General features: G+C 46.0%; 9 protein-coding genes. 3 read left to right on the top strand and 6 right to left on the bottom strand.

What is annotated here, in order from left to right; all coding sequences use genetic code 11:
• Nucleotides 1-22: 22 nt before the first annotated feature.
• The 5 genes from A3860_RS14545 to A3860_RS14525 all read right to left on the bottom strand — a co-directional run bounded on the left by A3860_RS14545 (nt 23) and on the right by A3860_RS14525 (nt 14,228).
• Entirely contained in the window at nt 23-1,507 is a 1,485-nt protein-coding gene (locus A3860_RS14545) for a glycosyl hydrolase family 28 protein (RefSeq protein WP_081147444.1), read from the bottom strand.
• Between the two features lie 16 nt (nt 1,508-1,523).
• Nucleotides 1,524-4,883 (bottom strand): family 43 glycosylhydrolase, encoded by a 3,360-nt coding sequence (locus tag A3860_RS14540; RefSeq protein WP_081147443.1) that lies wholly within the window; start codon nt 4,881-4,883, stop codon nt 1,524-1,526.
• A 44-nt stretch (nt 4,884-4,927) separates the two neighbouring features.
• A complete protein-coding gene (locus A3860_RS14535) occupies nt 4,928-6,763 on the bottom strand; it encodes a RagB/SusD family nutrient uptake outer membrane protein (RefSeq protein WP_081147442.1) in 1,836 nt (611 codons plus the stop codon).
• A 27-nt stretch (nt 6,764-6,790) separates the two neighbouring features.
• Entirely contained in the window at nt 6,791-9,973 is a 3,183-nt protein-coding gene (locus A3860_RS14530; RefSeq protein WP_081147441.1) for a SusC/RagA family TonB-linked outer membrane protein, read from the bottom strand.
• A gap of 127 nt (nt 9,974-10,100) precedes the next feature.
• On the bottom strand, nt 10,101-14,228 hold the full coding sequence (locus A3860_RS14525; protein ID WP_158085256.1) for a hybrid sensor histidine kinase/response regulator: 4,128 nt from the start codon (nt 14,226-14,228) through the stop codon (nt 10,101-10,103).
• A gap of 518 nt (nt 14,229-14,746) precedes the next feature.
• On the opposite strand from A3860_RS14525, the gene A3860_RS14515 reads away from it, so the two are divergent.
• From A3860_RS14515 to glgP, 3 genes are read left to right on the top strand one after another with little or no spacing between them, the layout of a single operon-like run.
• Nucleotides 14,747-16,333, top strand: a complete 1,587-nt coding sequence (locus tag A3860_RS14515) for a sensor histidine kinase (protein ID WP_081147438.1) — start codon at nt 14,747-14,749, stop codon at nt 16,331-16,333.
• 57 nt (nt 16,334-16,390) lie between these two features.
• Entirely contained in the window at nt 16,391-16,822 is a 432-nt protein-coding gene (locus tag A3860_RS14510) for an Hsp20/alpha crystallin family protein (RefSeq protein WP_143774101.1), read from the top strand.
• 25 nt (nt 16,823-16,847) lie between these two features.
• Nucleotides 16,848-18,548 carry an alpha-glucan family phosphorylase gene (gene glgP / locus A3860_RS14505; protein WP_081147436.1) on the top strand — a complete coding sequence of 567 codons (1,701 nt, stop codon included), beginning with the start codon at nt 16,848-16,850 and terminating at the stop codon, nt 18,546-18,548.
• A gap of 27 nt (nt 18,549-18,575) precedes the next feature.
• Here glgP and ppsA read toward each other — a convergent pair whose 3' ends face one another.
• Nucleotides 18,576-20,972: a phosphoenolpyruvate synthase gene (ppsA, locus tag A3860_RS14500; protein WP_081147435.1), complete on the bottom strand. Its 2,397-nt coding sequence runs from the start codon at nt 20,970-20,972 to the stop codon at nt 18,576-18,578.
• Nucleotides 20,973-21,011: the final 39 nt, after the last annotated feature.

Genomic DNA, 21,011 nt, shown 5'->3' with positions numbered 1-21,011 from the left:
AAGGAACGAATGTGAACGGGAATCACTCTGTGGGGGTAACGGCTACAGATCTTTTAAAAATGATGCCTTCTGTATGGTTGCCCACATATATACCGGCCAGGTCGGCCGTCTTGTACCACCCTGGTTTTTCTTTCATGCCATCGTAGTACAACCTGCCATTCAGCAACAGGTTCTCAAACACAATGTTTTTTACCTTCCGGTCATCGCTGTAACCATCCAGCACAGACGTAACGGCATGCCGGCCGTTGTAAACAATATCTTTAAACAATACATCTTCTACTCCTCTGCCCGGCGAGGTGCAATATTTGGAATTGAAGAACACCCGCACGTTGAACAACTGACCCTTCCTGAAATCCTCGATCCTGATATTCTCAAAACGTACATTCCGCACCAGGTTGTTATCACCTGCATCGATGCTCATACAACCCTGGTAGTCGATCTGGGCTTCGTTGTGATCGAGGATATCAATATTTATATAATTCAGGTTTTGCAGCGTGTCTTTATTGGGCGTGCTGCCATGGGTGCCGATCAATATAGGATGCGCCACATCGGCCCAGAGGGTTGCATTTTGCATGGTTACATTGTTGCAACCGCCACTGTAACGGCCGCGGGTACCATATACCGTAGTACAGTCATCGGAATTGCGATTGAAAACACCATCGAGCAGCACGTTGCTACTGGAAATCACATTCATGCCGTCGCCCCATCTATGCGCAGAAATGGCTTTTACATTTTTTACCTTAATATCAGAGGAACCACCGGTAAAACACTGCGAAGAGATCACTCCTTCCACTTCAATATTTTTTGATTTCTCAATGCCTATACCACCCTTATCTGAAGGATCCACGATGCCATACCCCACTAACCTGGAGTTGCAAACGCTATCGAAAACAATGCGTCCTTTCACAAATGCGCCGCCCGCCACATATACGGTTGTATTGGAAGGCACCCGTAACTTTCCGTCTTTCAATTGATGCAAACCCGGCCTGAACCAGATCACATTTGCAGCCAGGGTATCTGCGAATTCATAAACGGGATTGGCAAAAAGATGCAGGTTATGAAAGATATCGCCATTCACCTCTACCGACAGGTTGCCCGGCTTATCGAGTGTAAAATACAGGGTATTACCTTTGAGCATTGGTTGAATGCCATACGACAATGGCCTGATACGGGCAGTTTGTAAGGCTCTTTTATTCAGCCGCACTGCTACTTCCACTTTCCCGCCGGTGCTGAAATAAGTCAGTGAAGCATTTTCTTCGGTTTTCTTCCCGTTTTCCATTTTCGCTACCTTTATATTATAGGTTGGTACGCGTTGCCATTGCGTTTGGCCCGCCAACCTCACCTGTACCGTAAAGTCATTATTGAGGTCTACACCTGCCGGTGCATCAAAGACGCGCAACTGCGCCTTCATTTCAAAAGGGGAAAGCACATTGATGAGATACCATGCTATGCCAATAAAAATTCTTCCTGTACGTGATGCCTTTCTGTTTTTTGTTCCTTTGCTCATGTTTCAATAGCTTTTTTTACAATGTTGGAATTACTTTCTTAATGCTTCCATCCTCGTTAAATTCCAGTTTATCTATACATACTTCACGATTGTAACCTGCTTCCTGGCCCATATAAATGCCACCGGGTCGTTTAAACCGATGATATACTATATACCACTCGTCTTTACCAGGGGCCTGCAACACTGAATGATGACCGGTAGCAAAAATTCCTTTGTCAATATCTTTACTTAAAATAATTTCTCCTTTTGAAGGATCGACCGGCCCCGTGGGAGAAGTCGATCTTACATAACGGACCTGGTATTCGGGACTGCGGGTGTCGTTTTTCGACCACATGAAATAATAGTAGCCGTTGCGGTAGAATACGTAAGAACCTTCGCTGTAAAAGCTGTCATTGGGAATCAGGATCTTTGTTGTGTTCGGTTTTACAGAAACCATGTCATCATTCAATTCACCAACAGCCATAAAAGCGTTTCCCCAATACAGGAAGGTTTTGCCGCTTTGCGGATCGGTAAATACATCGGGGTCGATATTTTGCCCGCGCTGTACGCCTTCAGGTAATTGATCGATCAAAGGTTTGCCTGCATCCTTAAAAGGGCCGGCAGGATCATCGGCAACTGCTACCCCTATTTTTTGGCCGGCACAGAAATAATAATAGTATTTATAGGCGCCGGACTTACTTTTCTTTTCTATGATGCTGGGCGCCCATGCATTCCGGTGAGTCCATGAAACATCCTTTTCCAGGTCAAGTATTACGCCCTCCTCTTTCCAGCTTTTAAGATCTTTTGATGAAAAAGCCTTAAAAGAAGTTCCGCTCCAATTTTTAAAACCGTCGCTCGTTGGATAGATATAGTACTTCTTGTTTTTTTCAGCATACATGATCTCCGGATCGGCATAGCTTCCCTTTAATACGGGATTGTTCTTATTAGGCGCTGTCAGCGAATCGTACGAAAGCCCCCAATGCCGGGCCAGCTTCATAGCTTCCTCATTTGTTAAATGAATAATGGCGCCGTGTTTGGGAGCAATAAAATTGGTTGTCTTCATTACGCCTTCATTGAAATGGCCCAGATCGGTGAAGTTGACAAAATCACTGGTTTCGCTGAATCCAAAATTGTGTGGCTGCAGCCCATATATGTCATACATTAACACCCATTTATTCTCACCTATACGTTTCCATACATTAGGCGCTTCGCACGATACTTTTTCAGGGTCATACTTACGGGCATCAAACTGGTAATCGCTATTGATGTTATAAGAAACAGCCTGTCTGATACCTGCCTTCCCATCGTGGGCAACATAGAACATCCGGTAAGTATCCCCCACCCTGGTTATATCGGCATCAATGGCCGACACTTTCGGGTTCGGATACTGGAACAGTTGCTGCGGCAGGGTCTCTATTTTATCGAAATCATCATTTACATATACGTAGTATAGTTTATTCGCCTCGTTTTTGAAACGCATGGTAAAGTAGATCATCAGTTTCCCTTTCTTTTCATCGTACAGCGTTTCGGGCGCCCACACACAACCTATTTCGCTCAATGCTGCCGACAGGGTATCAAAATTGATATTCCTGCGTTTCCAGTTAACGAGGTCCCATGATTTCATCAGCACCAGGCCACGGTTATTTCCCCAGCCATATTGTTTACCGTCACGTTCCCATTCCGTATCGCGCAAACCATCCCTTTTTGCAAATACATGCAGATCGGTCATGGCTAAATAAAAGGCGCCATCGGGGCCCCGGTAAATATGCGGATCACGGATACCCTTCTGCTGTGCGATGGTATCGCCGGCAATAACCGGCTTACCATCGTTCAATGCCGTAAAATGGTAACCGTCAGGGCTCAACGCCATGTACAAACCATGCGTTTCATCTTTATGAAAGACCATCAGGTAAGCGCTCATGTCTTTTTCCTGCGGCACCGCATTTTTATACCGGAACCGGTTGAACCGGGCCTGTCCCTTTCCTGCTGAAACCAGGCCGATGCGCAAGGCATAAAATCCGCCGAATTTATTATGATGCAATCCGGAAACATCCAGGTTCTCTAACATGGAAGTCCATGCCTTTCCATCCTTGCTCACGCAGATCCTCACCTTGTTTCCCTGGTTCTGCAGCTTTACAAAAAAGTGTTTTGCCGTTTTATCAGGCACTACCAGGGAGTCTTTGGCGCTTTTATAAATGGTAAACCGGTTCCCATTGGAAACAAGCCCGGCATAAGCATCTTCGTTGTAATACAACAAGAGGCCGGCTGTATTCCCCTGTCCTGTTGTTACTTCTACCTGTGTTTCATAATTCTTATCGGCAACAGTGGTTAACAACAAACGGGCATCAGCAGGCACTGTTCCTTTCCCTTCAACAAAAAGGCCCTGTTGTTTGAAGGCAAGGGTCTGCGGCGCAAATTCTTTCCAGAAGGTCCATTGAATGCCTAATTTATCTCCAGCGAAATCGTCGCTCAATTCAAGCCCATGCTTTATCGTCGTTGTTGAATTTACAACAGGGTTGCCGGCTTTGGTACGGAACCAGCCATCACTCGTCCACTCAACCGGTTCAATCAGCGTTTGCCGCCCCAGGGTATGATAGCCATTGGCATAGGCATGGTATACCATCCACCAGTTTCCGTTCACATCATCAATAAGCGTAGCATGTCCTTTCGACCACCAGTTATCATATTCGTTATACGTATGCACAATGGGGTTATACGGCGAATTCTCCCAGGGTCCCAGGATGCTTTTAGAACGTGCCGTAACCGCCATGTGGCTGGTTGCCGGTCCGGCTGTACCGCCTTCGGCAGAAGTGAGATAATAATATCCGTTATGATAATTGAGTTTGGGCGATTCGAGGCACATACATTCTGTTACCCATTGTTTCGGGTATGCCCAGCCTTCATATACTTTTTTCTTTTTGCCGATGGTTGCCAGGCCATCTTCGGTCAATTGAATGACCTCGCCTTCGCTCAAATACAAATAGCGGTTTCCCTGTTCATCGGCCACATGCCCGGGATCGATACCTTCCACTTTCAGGTCAATGGGTTTGCTCCATGGCCCTTTGATATTACTTGCCCAAACCACCCAGTTGGTACCGGCTGCGGGGTAATAGATGTAATACTTTCCTTTGTATTTCACCAGGTCGGGCGCCATGGCGGAGCCTTTATATTCGGTGATCGCGCGGCAAACGGGTTCCCAGTTCATCAGGTCTTTCGAATGCCAGATCAAAAAACCGGGCGCATAATAAAAAGGCGAATGCGTCATGTAATAATCCTGCCCCTCCCGGATAATGGAGGGATCGGGGTAATCACCGGACAAAACGGGCCTTGGATATTGCTGTGACCAGCCTGACGCAGCTGCCAGGACGGTCAAAGCAACAAATAATACGCTTTTCAATGCTTGTTATTTTATATAATCAGATTAACCTATATACACCAGTCTTAGTACTGCGGATTTTGCAGCAGGTTCGTATTAAGATTGATCTGGTCGAGCGGAATAGACGTGAGATAATTCTTTTTGGTCATAGGCACTGTAGGCGGACCACTCAATATTACTGCGCCCGTTGTTGCATCTACCCCAAAAGGATAGGTGCTGGCCTTATAAGCAGGGTTCTTAGTATAAGGATTGGTGAAAGTTGCTATCTCTGTTGGCTGCCCGTTATATTTAACGATCATTCCCATAGGCACCTGGTTCAACTCCTGCTCGGCTATGCCCCAACGAAAAAGATCGGTAAAACGGGTGTTCTCGCTCAGCAGCTCCAGCGTACGTTCGCGGCGGATCTCCCCCAGCATGGTCAATGAAGGGTAGGGCGCAATCAGGGCATTGGTTAATGCCGCGGCGCCGGCACGCGCTCTTATTTTGTTGATGGAAATATTCAGGTCGGCATCTGAAATAGCACCATTGCCCAGTTCGCATTTGGCTTCAGCATAAGTGAGGTATACTTCGGCCAGGCGTATCTGCGGGTAGTCGTACGATTCCTGGTTGTCGTTGCGGTTAACACTTTCGCTGCTCCATTTTCGGTTGCCGTAGCCACTGCCGCCATTGCTCAGGTCGGGGTACGACACGTTGATATAAGCAGGCCAGTTAAACACGGTTAAATAGTTGGCCAGCGTATAATTGGCGCCGTAAGCAGAGCTAAAGCCCCAATACTTTTGCTTAGGCGCACCGGTAATACAGGTCATGCGCGATTCGCGGTTGGTGAACTCGTCGGTCATGTTAGCATACCCTTGTGCCAGGGGCGATACGCTGAATGGCAAACCATCCTTACACAGGAACATATCCATCAGCTTTCTTGAAATACCGCCGCCGCCTGTATGGGTAAGGTTGGTTGCCCCCTGTAACAGGGTATAATCGTACCGGCTGCTCAGGATATATTCCTTGTTGGCTGTTTTTGTTAACCCCCTTGGATTAGAGGCGGCATCGTCGAGGATAAAAAGATACCGGTAACTGAGCGAGTCAACACCGCTGAACAGGGAATAGTCGGTATAAGACATTACCTGTTGGCTTAACGAAGCTGCTTCGGTAAGGTATTTGGTTACACTACCGGCATCGTAGCCGGCACTGCCGGCGCCTGATGATACGCCATCGCCATCGGTGGCCTTGCCTACGTATTTTTCATACGTGCCTTCATATAACAATACCCTTGCTTTAAATGCCATGGCAGCCTGTTTGCTCACCTGTCCTTTGTCGGCCGCGGCAATGCTGGCTTCCAGCGGCAGGCCATCTATGGCCACATCCAGATCGCTCAGGATCTGTTTGGTAACTTCATAGCGGCTGTTGCGTGGCGCTTTCAATAACGCACTGTTTACATCTGTTACAACGGTATCTATCGGCACGCCGCCAAAGCGTTTTAACAGGAAGAAATGATGCCAGGCCCGGAAGAAATAGGCAGCGGCCACGTATTGCTTAATACCTGCATAATCGCCGGCATACTGCGCCCCTTTACCGATGAGGATATTGTTGGCGCGGATATACGCGTAAGGGTTGTTCCAGTAAAGATCGGTGGCGTTGAGGCCGGAAGGCCAGCCGTAGCCGGGGTTCAGCAGATCGCTCCCCCAATCCATCCAACCATAAATGCTACTTTTATCAATCGATTTAAAACCGATCATCTTATTATAGAAGTCATTCGCAGCGGCTTTAAACTGGTCGGGTGTTTTATAATAAACGGCTTCTGTTGCCTTGTCAGTTGGGTCCAGGTCAAGGAAGGTCTTGGTGCAGGATGACAACAATACTAAAGCCGATCCGGTTATAGCAATCAATTTTTTTATAGTAGGCATAACTATCGTTTTTTAAAATCAAAGAAATCAGAAGGTAAGGTTGAGGCCGAATGACCAGGTCCTGAAGAAAGGATAACTGTTATCGGCACTTTCTCCGCGTTCGGGATCAAAGCCGTCGCGCACCGAAGTGAGCTCAAACAGATCATTGCCCGAGAAAAATACCCTGAGCTTGTCGGCCCTGATGCGTGATGATACAGTCTGTGGCAGTGTGTAGCCTATCACCAGTGATTTTAATCTTGCATAGCGAAGGTTCTGTACATTCACATCGTTAAACAGCCAGTTCCAGTTGTTGATATTGCTGTCGAACGAAAGCCTTGGGTATTGCGCATTGGGGTTATCGGCTGTCCATGTTTTACCAATATAGGTGGTATTTACGTTCGCGTAGTTGCGGAAGAACGGTGCACGGGCATTACCAACCCGCAGAATATTCCATTTAAAAACACCCTGTATAAAAGCGCTGAAATCAAAGCCATGCCATTGGGCGCCCAGGTTTACACCGAATTGGTAATGGGGGTCGGCATCTCCATAGTAATACAGATCACCGCTCCCTTTAACGCCGGTTCCGTTAGCCGTTATTTTTCCATCGCCATCGAGGTCAACCACTTTCAGATCGCCGGGGCGTAATACGTTGGTGGCGCCAGCGCCGCCGTTATAGCTGGCTACCCGGCCTGAAGCACCGTATTTGGCAAAATAATCATTGGCCTCCTGCTGGGTTTGAAAATAGCCATCGGTCTTATATACATAAATACTGTTTAAAGGATAGCCTTCCCGGGGATTGGTATATTTACCCTCGCCCCAGGTATTGGCGCCGGCGAAAGCGATTACGGTATTCTTTGCATTGAACAGGTTAACACCTATGTTGTACGTTACATCACCTGCTTTGTCTTTCCAGTTCAGGGTCAGCTCCCATCCGCGGGTACGCAGGTTACCGCTGTTGGTGGTAGGCGCCGATCCGCCAAGAACGCTCGGGTATATCAAACCTACAAGCATGCCTACGTTCCTGTTCTCGAACAATTCAAACGTACCATTCAACCGGTTTGCCAGCACTGCAAACTCTACCGCTATGTTCTTCTTAGACATTCTTTCCCAACTGCGCTCGTTGGTAGTGATCGTATTTGTATTATTGGCAGGTTGTAAAGCGGGGGTAGAACCGAACAACGCGGTACCGGTATTTACCTGCGCCAGGTAATCGTAGTAGCCCAGGAGTTTTGCACCACCCTGTCCTCCGGTTACGCCATACCCTGCTTTCACTTTTAACTCGTTCAGCCAGTTTATGTGTTGCATAAAGGCTTCTTCTGTTATACGCCATCCGCCGGATACACCGTAGAAATTTGCCCATCGGTTCACCGCATTAAAGCGTGATGAACCATCGCGGCGGCCCAGAAACTCCAACAGGTATCTCTTTTTATAATCGTAGTTGATGCGGGTAAAGTAGGATACCAGGCCCCAGTGGAAGGAACCTCCTGAGTTGGAGTTAGTATAGGAAACCGTAGCCGGAGAAATGGCTGAATTGAGATCGTACAGGCCATCGTATTGTAATTGTGAGCGGGTGGCGCTTACGGTTTTGTCCTCAAACAACTCGGCAGAAGCACCCACCATGGCGGCAATATTGTGATCCGCAGCAATTGTTTTGTTATAATCCATCTGCGCGCTGTAGGTCTGGTACACGGTATTGCCTATCGTTTCTGTTAAGGCAGGGTTATTGGGCGCACCAAATTGTACCGAATTGATCTTTGTGCCCTGCCAGTTCCAAAAGTTAAAGGTTTGGTTGTATTCGGTTTTCCAGCCATCGCGTTTTACTATCGCGGCGTTGCCGGTAAGCTTTAACCCTTTGAATATTTCTGCAGTGAGTTTGCTGTTCAATCGAACAATGCCTTCCCTGTTTTTGGAGGTACCACCCGATTGGGTAAAGGCTACCGGGTTCCTGTAACCATAATCATCATAATACTGTCCTAACTTGTTGTATGTCGGGAAAATCGGCGCATCAAAATAACCATTGCCTATACCGTTGCGCGGACTTTTTACCAGCCGGTTATCAAACGATACGCCTGTTTCAAGCTTTACACGGTCGCTGATGTTATAGTCGTAATTAAAACGCGCGGTATATTTTTTCTCGCCATCGTAGGCGGTCTTTAATAAAGACTTATTATCTGCATAACCCAGCGAAAGCATATACGCTGTTTTACCGCCGGAGCCGCGTACCGTCAGGTTTTGCTGGTTACTCCAGGAAGGTGCGTACAGCGCATTCTGCCAGTTGTTATCGGCATAGTGGTGTACAATACCACCGGGATCAGTATAATCGAAAGAAGAATCATCAGCCATCTTCTGCAGGTTGGCTTTCGTCCATTGCGGAAACCATTCAATGGGGTTGCCCGCCACATCTCTTTTATCGGAGGTAGAAGTTTGCAGGTAAAGGGTGGCCCATTGCGGCATGCTGGCCCAGGGCACAGAAATACCAATGGTGTTATGGCTAAAATTAGAATTCAGGCTTACCGACATTTTACCGCCTTTGCCTCTTTTGGTAGTAACGAGTATCACGCCACCTTGCGCCCGTGCTCCATAAATGGCGGCAGAAGCGTCTTTTAAAACGCTCACACTTTCAATATCGTTCGGGTTGATCTGGTTAAGCTCCCAGGTACCGATCACCGGAACTCCGTCAACAATGATCAGGGGGTCAACATTCGCTGTGGACGATGCACCACGCAGGGTAATAGCCAGTCCCTCATTTCCCGGCCGGGCAGAAGTACGGGTTATTTGCAAGCCGGGGATCTCGCCCTGTAATGCGGTTACCGCGTTGGGCAAAGGACGGTCTTTAAATACTTCCTCCCCCACCTGTACGATCGATCCGGTAAGCGTTGCTTTTTTCCGGGCACCATAGCCGATCACGATCACATCGTCGAGCTCCGTGGCGGTTGATTGTTCCATCCGGATCGTCAGGGTTCCGGAAGCATCCGGTTTTAGATTCAGGGACTTATACCCTATATGCGATAGAACCAGTTTACGCCCTTTGGGCAGGTTAATGGTAAACCGGCCGGCCGAATCGGTAATGGTACCGCTTTGGCCACCTTCAATAGTAATGTTAACATCGGCCACAGGAGCATTGGAGCCGGCATCAACTATGCGACCGGTCACAGTTCGGTTTTGGGCCCAGGAGACGCTACTCAGCAGCAGCACCATCAGGGACAACAAGAAGGGTCTGATTGTTCTCATACAGCAATTGTTAAAGAATGAATGAAAGCGAATAACATCGCAATCGTAATGGTTGAACGACCCAAAAATAGAAGCAGAATTATGGAAACAGGGTAGTGCTTTTATCCAAAAAAAGGGGTATAAATGTTCAATTCCCCTCTTCTGGCTTGCGAATATTCTTATTGAGGTGCAGGTTGTTATGGAACGGCTTCCTAAAGCGGCGAATGTACTCTGAAGGATTCATGCCGAATAGTTGCGAAAAGTGCACACGGAAGTATTTAATATCATTGAACCCGGTAATGGTGGCAATTTCCGATACATTGTTCTCTGTATTGATCATCAGTTCGGCGGCCTTACGCAAACGAATAAACCTGATAAACCCGATGATTGACTGGCCCGATACAGAGTTTACTTTCCGGTACAGGCTCGACCGGCTCATTCCCATTTGGGTGGTGAGTGTTTTCACAGAAAAGGTTTCATCATACAGATGTTCCTCTACTATGCTGATACATTTATCCAGGAATTCGCGGTATTCCTCAGATACCTTGCCATCGTTTTGTTGTAAGGTTATTTTGTTATAGAAATATTGTTGTAAGGAGTTACGCTTTTTCAGCAAACTCAACACCCGCGCTTTCAGCAGCTCCTTTTCAAATGGTTTGGTAATATAATCATCGGCCCCCGCCTCAATACCTTTAAGCCGGGTTTCAGGGGCGGTGCTGGCGGTTAGCAGAATAACGGGTATATGTGATAATGAAGCATTTTCTTTTACCTGTTTGCACAACTCAATACCACCCAGTTCGGCCATTGCGATGTCACTGATAATCAAATCAGGCAGATATTGTTGCGCCAATGCAAGACCTTGTTGTCCGTCTATGGCCTGTAACACCGTATACTCGCTGCTGAATACTTTGTTTATATAATTGCGCAGTTCTTCATCATCGTCCACGATCAACAGCGTGGGTTTCTCGGTAACCAGCGTCGACAGTTCGTTGCCTTTATCCTGGATCACCGTTTGTTCTGGTATTTGCAGTGGTGCTACAGAAGCAGCGGGCTGCTCCCTGTAGTTGATCTCGTAGCCGGCAAGATGGCGGGTACCTTTTAATAAGGTAAGGGAAAAAGCAGTTCCCTCGTTTACCCGGCTTTCGTAGCTAATTTTTCCATGGTGCAGGGTTGTAAAATGCTTTACCAGGAAGAGACCGATACCAAAACCGGTTTTTCCTGCAGTAAATGAGTCCCTGACCTGATAAAAAGGATTGAACAATTTATCCCCTACCCCCGCAGGAATACCGCCACCACTGTCATTCACCTGGATGTTCACTTCTGTATCTGTTGCTGCCAGTTTGAATATAACCATACCGCCCGCAGGTGTAAACTTAATAGCATTGGATAACAGGTTAAACAGCATTATCTCCAGTTTCTCGCGGTCGGCGCACAATTCGGTATCATCATTCGTGCACTCAAAACGATAATCCAGTTTTTTGATACGCGCCTGTTGAACAAAACTATAAAACACTTCCCTGCACAGATCTGATGCATTCAGCCGGGTCAGGTGCAGTGTGTCGGCGGCTGTTTCTGCTTTGCGAAACAGCAGCAACTGATCTACCAGGCTTAACAGGCGGCGGGCATTGCGAAAAACCATGTGCAGATCTTCCTTTTGCGTGGGCTCTTTTTCCTGCACTATCATTTCCTTTACGGGCTCCAGGATCAGCGTGAGCGGTGTGCGAAACTCATGCGAAAGGTTGGTGAAAAAGGTGAGCCGTTTTTCATGTACCTCTTTTTCCTTTTGTGCTTTTAGTTGCGCTTCCATGGCTTGCAGTTGTGCCGCTTTCACTTCGTAGTGCAGGCGGTTCTGGCGTGTTCTATAACTGACGAACAGGTATACAGCCCCAATCAGGCACATTCCATATAGCATGTAAGCCAACCAGCTACGGTACCAGGGTGGCAATACGGTAATGCGAATGGCAATTTGCTGTGGGTTCCATTCGCCCTCACCGTTGGTGCTTTTTACCCGGAACACATAATGGCCTTCATCGAGGTGGGTGTAAGCGGCGGTGCGCATGTTAACGTTATAGTTCCAATTATGGTCCCACCCTTCCATATAGTAGGCGTAAGTGATCTTACCCGGTACACTGTATTCCAATGCCGCATATTTAAACGCAAGTACCGCCTTATTGTAGGGTACAGTAATAGCCGCAATGCTACCATTCGAAACCCGATTTATAAAAGTAGTGTCGTCCGGGGCCGGGGTGTTATTTATTGCAACAGCTGTCAGTTGCAAGGGTGGCATGGTATGGTTTCCGCGGATCGCTTCAGGGTAAAACAGGTTCAGGCCTTTAATACCCCCGAAAGCCAGCTGACCGTTTCGTAAGCTCAGGGCGCTGTTATAATGGAACTGATTGCTTTGCAAACCGTCGGCCTGGTAAAAGTTGCGGCTCTCGCGTTTTTTAATATCGAACTGCACCAGTCCGTTCAATGTGCTTAGCCATAAATGTCCGCTGCCATCTTCCAGTATCGTCAGCACCACATCACTGCTCAACCCTTCTGCAGTTGTATATCGGGCTATAACCCGCTGGCGCATTCTGTCGAACAATTGCAGACCACCACCTTCCGTAGCCAGCCACAGGTTACCATGGCTGTCTTCATAAATACTTCTTACCGCATAGCCGATGTTATAAAAGCTATGCTTTTTTGAAACCCTGTCAATCTTTACCAACTGGTTAAGATTACCACCCCATAGTACGCCATTGCCATCTTCATAGAGAGTGAACAGATCAGACAGCGATGCATCAAATGCCTCAAATTTATTGGTTGCCCGGTTCAGGAAATACAAAGCGCCATACACACTGTTCAGGCGCAGGGAAGATACCCAAAGCTGCTTGTTGTGATCTTCCAGCACGGCGTAAGCTATTCTGTCATCAGTATGATATACAGGGTTCGGCAAAGCATAATGCTCTATCTTTTGCGTGGCCGGTGTATAGCGGTTAATGCCCTTGCGAAAAGTTGCTACCCATATATAGCCCCTATTATCTGCTTTGATAGCTGTAATAACAGCGTCTGAAAGAGAATACACATCGCCAGGGCGGCTTTTCAGGATAGTAAACCTGTTTTCATTCCTGTTCCATATAGATATGCCCCCGCCATCGGTACCAATATACATAGAGCCATCGCCGGCCTCGTATATGGCGGATACCACTTTATCGGCCAGTGAATTGCTGTTGCCGGGTTCGCAGGTGATTGTTTGAAAATGATCTTTGTGCGGATCAATCACCGCAGCCCCACTGGTAGCCGTGCCTATCCATTTGCGGTTCTGGTGATCAATATATATAGTATGTATCCCCAATCTGCTAAATGACAGGCTGCCATCCTTTCTGTACAGCACTGTAGCAGCCCGCTCTCCCGGCTTCCAGGCGAGCAGGCTCCCTAATACAGTGCTTATCCAGTAACGGCCTTCTTCATCGATGAAAAAGGTAAGAATATCACCTGCATCCGGAAACTGCTGTTGATAGTTAAAAATTACTGCCGGCGCCGGAGTGGCAGGATTATAACCGTATAATGATGAGCCATTGGCAATTACCAGGTTGCTGCCCTGTGTTTCCTGCCAAACGGCATCGGGTATGGAGGCATTTACCAACACCAGCTGTTTGGTTGCATAATTATAGCGTGCCAGTCCGTGCTTTTGCACCAACGCCCACATATTTCCGGCTGCATCCATCCGTACTGTTTTTACGGTATAGCCGGTAATAGTGCTGCCAGCCTGCACCAGCGGCACCGGCTCTGCCTCTAACGCGCCCTGCGCACACATTAATAAACCCATGCCCTCGGTAGCCAGGAAGATATTATTGCTACGATCGGCACGTACGTCTTTTACCACCGCATTCAGTGGCTGGCTTTTGTTGCCGCGCAGGTATATGGAATTGAATTGATCCCACAGCGGAGAAAGGCGGCTAACCCCCTTCCTGGTAGCAACCCAGATATTGTGCAGACTGTCTTCTGTGATAGATAGTATAATGTTATGCACCAGGGAATGTGCATCGTTCATTTTATGGCGGTATACTTTACAATCGTAGCCATCGTACCGGTTGAGCCCATCAAATGTACCCAGCCAGATAAACCCGTTGTGGTCCTGGAAAATACTACGTACCGTGTTGTTTGATAATCCCTTTTCATCATCGAGGAAAACGAGTTGTGGTACAGACTCAGCCTGTAATAAGGTGGGCCACAACATGCATACCAGCATACTCACTACAGCAACAGCTCTATGTATTTGGTTTCTCATTAACAGGCACATGGCGTTAAGCAAAATCGTACAATATAGCGGTTTGTAAATTACAGGTTTAAATTCAAATCCTGACCTTATATAAGCGGGCTCAGAACAAAAACAAACCCGGGCAACACGGGGGAAGAATTGTTCATACCCCACCAGATTTGCTCACTAATGCAAAAATATAACAACCTAAGATGGGGTTGAGGGTGTCTTTGGCCAAATATGAGGGTATTATTGTTCAAAAATCACGGCATATTTTGCTAAAATGTTCCATAAGAACAGAATTGAGGAGATGGGCCAGGATAGAAAAAATGCCGGCTCACGTCAATGCGCTTCCTGACCTTCCCGGGAACAAGCTGACAGCATATTTCAATAATCTACCTATCTTTGAAAAGGGTAAAGGCCTGTTGGGAAGTAGCGATATAATTATCAACATGTCAAATACATATTAGATGCAGCGCCAATATTAAACCCTCAAGCCACCCCGTACCAGTAGTAAAGATCTTTTAAACTATTTACTGGACTTTCAAATGCCTGATCCTCAAACTATATTATTCGAAAGCGAAGCCGGCTTCCAGGCCTTGTTTCAATACGCAACTGTTGGTATTGTAGTAATTGATCGCGAAGGTCTTATTCAATTGGCCAATCCCTGTATAGAAAAAACTTTCGGTTATAAAAACCAGGAACTTATTGGCCAACCAGTAGAAATACTGATACCCGAAGCGTTGCGAAAAAAGCATGTAAAACACGTTGAAGGGTATTTTGCCAATCCCAAAGTACGGTCAATGGGCTATGGGCTGAATTTATTTGCCCGTAGAAAAGACGGGATCCAATTTCCTGTGGAAATCAGTTTGGGGCATTATGAATTTTACGGCGAGCAGCTCGCAGTTGCCTTTGTCACTAATATAATCGAAAGAATAAAAACCGAAGAACAGGCCCGGCAAAGCGAAAAAGAATACCATTTCATTTTTGAAGGGATCCAGGAATCGTTCATGCTTCAGCAGATCATCAAAGATAAAAATGAACATATCGTTGATCTGCTATTTCTGGAAATAAACCCGGCTACCGAACACATTCTGCAGAAAGGCCGAAATGAAATAATTGGTCACTTTAGAAGTGAGTTTTTGGGCCCACTGGACGACACCCTGATCAAAATTATTTCCAGAGTTGAAAAAGGAGAGCATGTAAGACACCAGCAATATATCGATACAATTGGCCGCTGGTTCGATCGTAGCTTCTATTCATTGAAGCCCGGGCAATTAATTACCCTGAGCACCGATATAACCCAGCATAAACTGGATGAGGAAGCTTTACGAAAAAGCCAATCGGCTCTTGAATCGGAAGCTGCAGCCCTGGAAAAAAAAGTGATTGAAAGAACTTTCGAACTTACCGAAGCACTGGAAAGGGAAAAAGAATTGAGTGAATTAAAATCAAGGTTTTTGTCGATCGCTTCCCATGAATTCCGTACGCCGCTTAGCACCATACTTTCCAGCACTTCACTTATTGACAAATATAACAAAGAGGAACAGGAAGAGAACCGCAAAAAACATACAACACGCATCAAATCTGCTGTTAAAAACCTCACCGATATTTTAGATGATTTCCTTTCCCTCGACAAACTGGAACAGGGCAAAGTAAAAGCAAGTACGGAAATAATAAACCTGTATGAGCTTTCTGCTGAAATTATTGAAGAATTGAACTGCCTGTTAAAGACCGGCCAGGTAATATATCTTTCATTTAATGGCAACAGAAATATTGTGCAGGATAAAAAGATATTACGGAATGTATTGCTTAATCTTCTTTCCAATGCCATCAAGTATTCAGGAGAACAAAAAAGCATTTATTTGTCGGTTGAAATAGAAAACAACCTGGCATCAATCAAGGTGAAGGATGAAGGCATCGGCATACCGGAAAATGAGCAAAAAAACATGTTCGGAAAATTTTACCGGGCAAACAACGCAACCAATATCCAGGGCACCGGGCTTGGTTTAAATATTGTAAAAAGATATGTGGAGTTATTGAACGGTGACATTACATTTGTAAGCAAAGAAAATGAGGGCACTACCTTTACGGTCAGTTTCCCCGCCTGGGCTGACTATAATCGTATGGGTGGTTGATCACGGTCAGTGAAACAGGGGTGCTTGTAAAGTAACTTGCAATTACAAGTTATTACTGTGGTTAAAAATCCAAAATATCATTACACAGGCGCCTCAATATATCCTGGCATCTATCAACCGGTTTTTACCCGGGAGCAGGAGCCCATACAGGTAAAAAACAGCAAACCTCCGGTAAACATTATCGAATTCCCCGATTACTACCAAATTGAAATGCCGGTGCCCGGGTTTCAAAATAATAATTTCTTTATAAAGACCCAGGGTTGTTCTTTGTTAATTGTTGCCCGGAAAGAATTTTCCAACGCAATAGAGGAAGCACATTACCACCTTCATGGCTTTCGCTACCAGTATATAACAAGAAACATCGATCTGCCACATGATGCCGATACGGAATTTGGCACGGCAGAGTACAAAAATGGGGTATTGTACATTTATGTGTATAAAACCAGCTGCCCTATGCAAAACAATCAAAACTTTATCATCGTATACTAAACCGGTTATACAACAAGAATAGCATATGAGCTTCACCTTTAGTCATCCCTATCAGTATGCAACCGCCTATTCATTGCCGGTTGCTTATTTCTGCATGGAATACGCCATTCATCAGCCATTAAAATTATATGCCGGCGGCCTGGGCTTTTTGGCGGGCTCACATATGCGCAGTGCCTTTGAATTAAAACAGAACATGGTTGGGGTAGGTATTTTATGGAAGTATGGTTATTATGACCAGGTACGAAAAAGTGACCAAACCATGGATGTGCTGTTTGAAGAAAAAATTTACGGCTTTTTAATTAAAACAGATATTAAATTCACGATAACGGTCTCTGGCCACGATGTATGGGTAACGGCTTATTACCTCCCACCGGAAGTATTTAAGACCGCGCCTGTTTTTTTATTAAGTACAGATCTGCCCGAAAACGACTACCTGGCCAAAACCATTTCTCATAAATTATATGATGCCAATCCCGAAACTACCATTGCTGCGGCTATTTTGCTGGGTGTGGGCGGAGCAAAACTTTTTGAACACCTGAACTGGAAACCGGAAATATATCATCTGAACGAATCACATGCAGTGCCCCTCCTGTTTCACCTGTACGATCAATTTAAAGATATTCAGCAAGTAAAAGGCAGCGTAGTATTCACCAACCATACCCCTGAGGAAGCCGGGAACCGTGAAACAGACTTCCGGCTTCTTGAAAAAATGGGATTCTTTTGCGGCATTCCTGTTACAGAAGTGCGGATGATCACTAAAATGGAAGACCATACATTGAACCATACTTTAAGTGCGTTACGGCTATGTGGTATAGCAAATGGCGTTTCTAAAATGCATCTTCAAACGCTCAATAGAATGTGGCAACCATATAACGATCTTTGCCCCGTGATCCCGATCACCAATGCCCAGAACTTTACTTACTGGGCCAACCATGAGATGTATAAAGAGGTAGCCAATAACAATATGACCGGCTTGCAACAAAAAAAACGGCAGGGAAAGATCAACCTTTTTGACGAAGTAGCCGATCAAACGGGAGAGATCTATGATGAAAAGGTATTGACCATTGTTTTTGGAAAACGGTTCACCGGTTATAAGCGTGCCGACCTGCTTTTATACGATATGGAGCGATTCAACAGCATTGTAAACAGCACAGAAAGACCTGTTCAGATCATCTGGGCCGGCAAACCCTATCCTATGGACTACACCTCGATAGGCATATTTGATAAAATTGTAAATATTACCAAGTTATACAAAAATTGTTCGGTGCTGATTGGGTATGAAATAAAACTGTCAAAATTATTAAAGAACGGGGCAGATGTTTGGCTGAACGTTCCGCGCCTTACGCATGAGGCTTCGGGCACCAGTGGTATGGCTGCGGCCATGAATGGCGCCATTAATGTGAGCATACCCGACGGATGGTTTCCGGAATTTGCAAAAGATAAAATAAACAGTTTTGTTATTCCTCCTGCTTCGCCAGGCTTGTCGGACCATGAGCAGGACGCCATTGAAGCCAATAACTTATACGACCTGCTTGAAAAAGAGATCATCCCCATGTATTACGATTATCCCGACAGATGGCTGTCTATTATAGAAAACAGCATGCAGGATATTATCCCTTATTTCGACAGCAACAGGATGGCAGCGGAATATTATGAAAAGATGTATTTATTCAACATCGCACAGCATACAGCGCAACAGAACAAACAACTGATCTCAACTATTTAACCGTACATGACAAGCCTGCTCTTTACTTCAACGCTCTTTTACCCGCTCTTTCCCTTCGGCTGTTATTATGTTTTCAATCCCTTTCAGCAACGCATCGGGGTTAAATGAGATACTATCAATCCCCTGTTGTACCAGGAATTGGGCAAATTCAGGGAAATCGCTGGGCGCCTGGCCGCATAGCCCTATTTTTCTTCCGGCAGCTTTGGCTTTCTGTATGACAGTGGAGATCATCCACTTTGCCGCTTCATTTTGCTCGCTGAACAACCCGCTTACAATTGCTGAATCACGGTCTATCCCCAGCGTAAGCTGGGTAAGGTCGTTTGAGCCAATTGAAAACCCGTCGAAGATGGCAGCAAATTGTTCTGCCAGCAGCACATTACTGGGGATCTCGGCCATTACATATATTTCGAGTGAGGGGTCCATTTCGCGGTTCAACCCGTTGGCCTTCATTACCTCAACCACTTGCTTGCCTTCTTCCACGGTTCTGCAGAATGGGATCATTACTTTTACATTGGTAAGCCCCATTACAGTACGTACGGTCTTAATGGCTTCGCATTCGAGCCGGAAGCCTTCCCGGTACCGGTCGTTATAATACCTGGAAGCCCCTCTGAAACCCAGCATGGGATTTTCTTCTTTTGGTTCAAACATTGCACCGCCAACCAGGTTGGCATATTCGTTGGTCTTAAAATCGCTCATGCGCACAATTACGTCTTTAGGGTAAAAAGCCGCCGCAATGGTAGCAATGCCCTGGGCGAGTTTATCAACAAAATAGGCTTCCTTGTTGGGATAATGATGGGTAAGCTTTTCAATTTTTTCTTTGGTGGCCGTATTGGTGAGCTCGTTAAATTTCACCAATGCCATGGGATGCACCTGCACAAAATGCGTTATAATAAACTCGATGCGCATTAAGCCAACGCCACTATTGGGATAAAAAGATAACCGGAATGCATTTTCAGGATCTCCTACTATCAACATGGGTTGCGTTGCTTCAGGCATTTTGAGGTTGCTGAAGTCATGTTCTATTTCTTTGTAATTTAATTTTCCCCTGTACACAAACCCGGTTTTGCCCTCACAGCATGAAACCGTAATTATTTCGCCATCGTGAATATTTTTAGTGGCATTGGAAGTACCCACTACCGCCGGCACGCCCAGTTCACGGGCTACAATGGAAGCATGACTGGTTCGGCCACCCTTGTCGGTGATAATAGCGGCCGCTTTTTTTAGAATAGGGTCCCAGTCGGGACTGGTTATTTCTGTAACCACAATTTCACCGGGTTGCAGCGCATCGGCATCACCGGGCGATTGTAATACCCTGGCTTTACCAATAGCTATTTTTGAACCTATAGCTTCTCCTTCGGCCAGTAAGGTGCCTTTATTTTGTAACCGGTATTCTTTAACCAGGTAAGGATCTTTTTGCGCATGCACCGTTTCGGGCCGCGCCTGAACGATGAACAATTCGTTCGTAATGCCGTCCTTCGCCCATTCTATATCCATTGGTTTCTGGTAATGTTCCTCAATGACCATGGCCCATTTTGCTAGCAGCATCACCTCGTCATCGCTTAAAACGAATTGTTCTCTTTTAGCGGCAGGTGTTTCTGTATTAATAGTTGCATGGAAATTCATCGAATTCAGCCCATAGACCATGGTCTTTGTTTTTTCACCCAGCACTTTTTGAACGATCGCTTTTTTACCCTGCTTCAACGAAGGTTTAAAAACAAAGAACTCATCGGGTGTAACAGTGCCCTGGACTATATTTTCACCCAGGCCCCATACACCGCTTAAATGAATAACATCCCTGAAACCCGATTCCGGTTCAAGCGTAAACCCTACGCCGGCGCAGGCCTTATCGGACCGGACCATCTTTTGCACCCCTACCGATAATGCTACTTTGGCATGTTCGAATTGATTGTCATTCCGGTACTTAATAGCCCTGTCGGTATATAAAGAGGCGAAACATTTTTGAACGGCCGAGAGCAATTCCGCTTCACCCGAAACATTTAAATAAGATTCATGCTGACCGGCAAAACTGGCCTGGGGCAGGTCTTCGGCCGTGGCGCTGCTTCTTACAGCTACTTCAAAATAAGTATCGCCACAAAGTTCCTTATACGCGTTTATTATATCTTTTTTCAACACATCGGGCATGGTAGCGTTCAGCATCAGCGACCGGGCCTGTTTAGCTATATAGGCCAGGTTTGAATATTCATTTGTATCTAAATTCATCAGCAGCTCTTTTAACTTGCCGCGCAGGAAATTCTTATCAATAAAAAGCCAGAATGCATCGGCCGTGATGGCAAAACCGTTGGGAACCGGCACTCCCTGCCCCGAAAGCCGGTTGAACATTTCACCAAGGGAAGCATTTTTACCCCCAACCCGGGCCACATCATTAATGCTGATGTCATCAAATTTCATTATCAGGGATTCCATATGTAATATTTTGAAGAAGGTTAACTAACTATACAGGTT

The organism is Niastella vici (genome assembly GCF_002077945.1).
Classification (GTDB): domain Bacteria; phylum Bacteroidota; class Bacteroidia; order Chitinophagales; family Chitinophagaceae; genus Niastella; species Niastella vici.
Note: the sequence above shows the minus strand (reverse complement) of the source record. Positions and strands in the feature narration are given on the sequence as shown.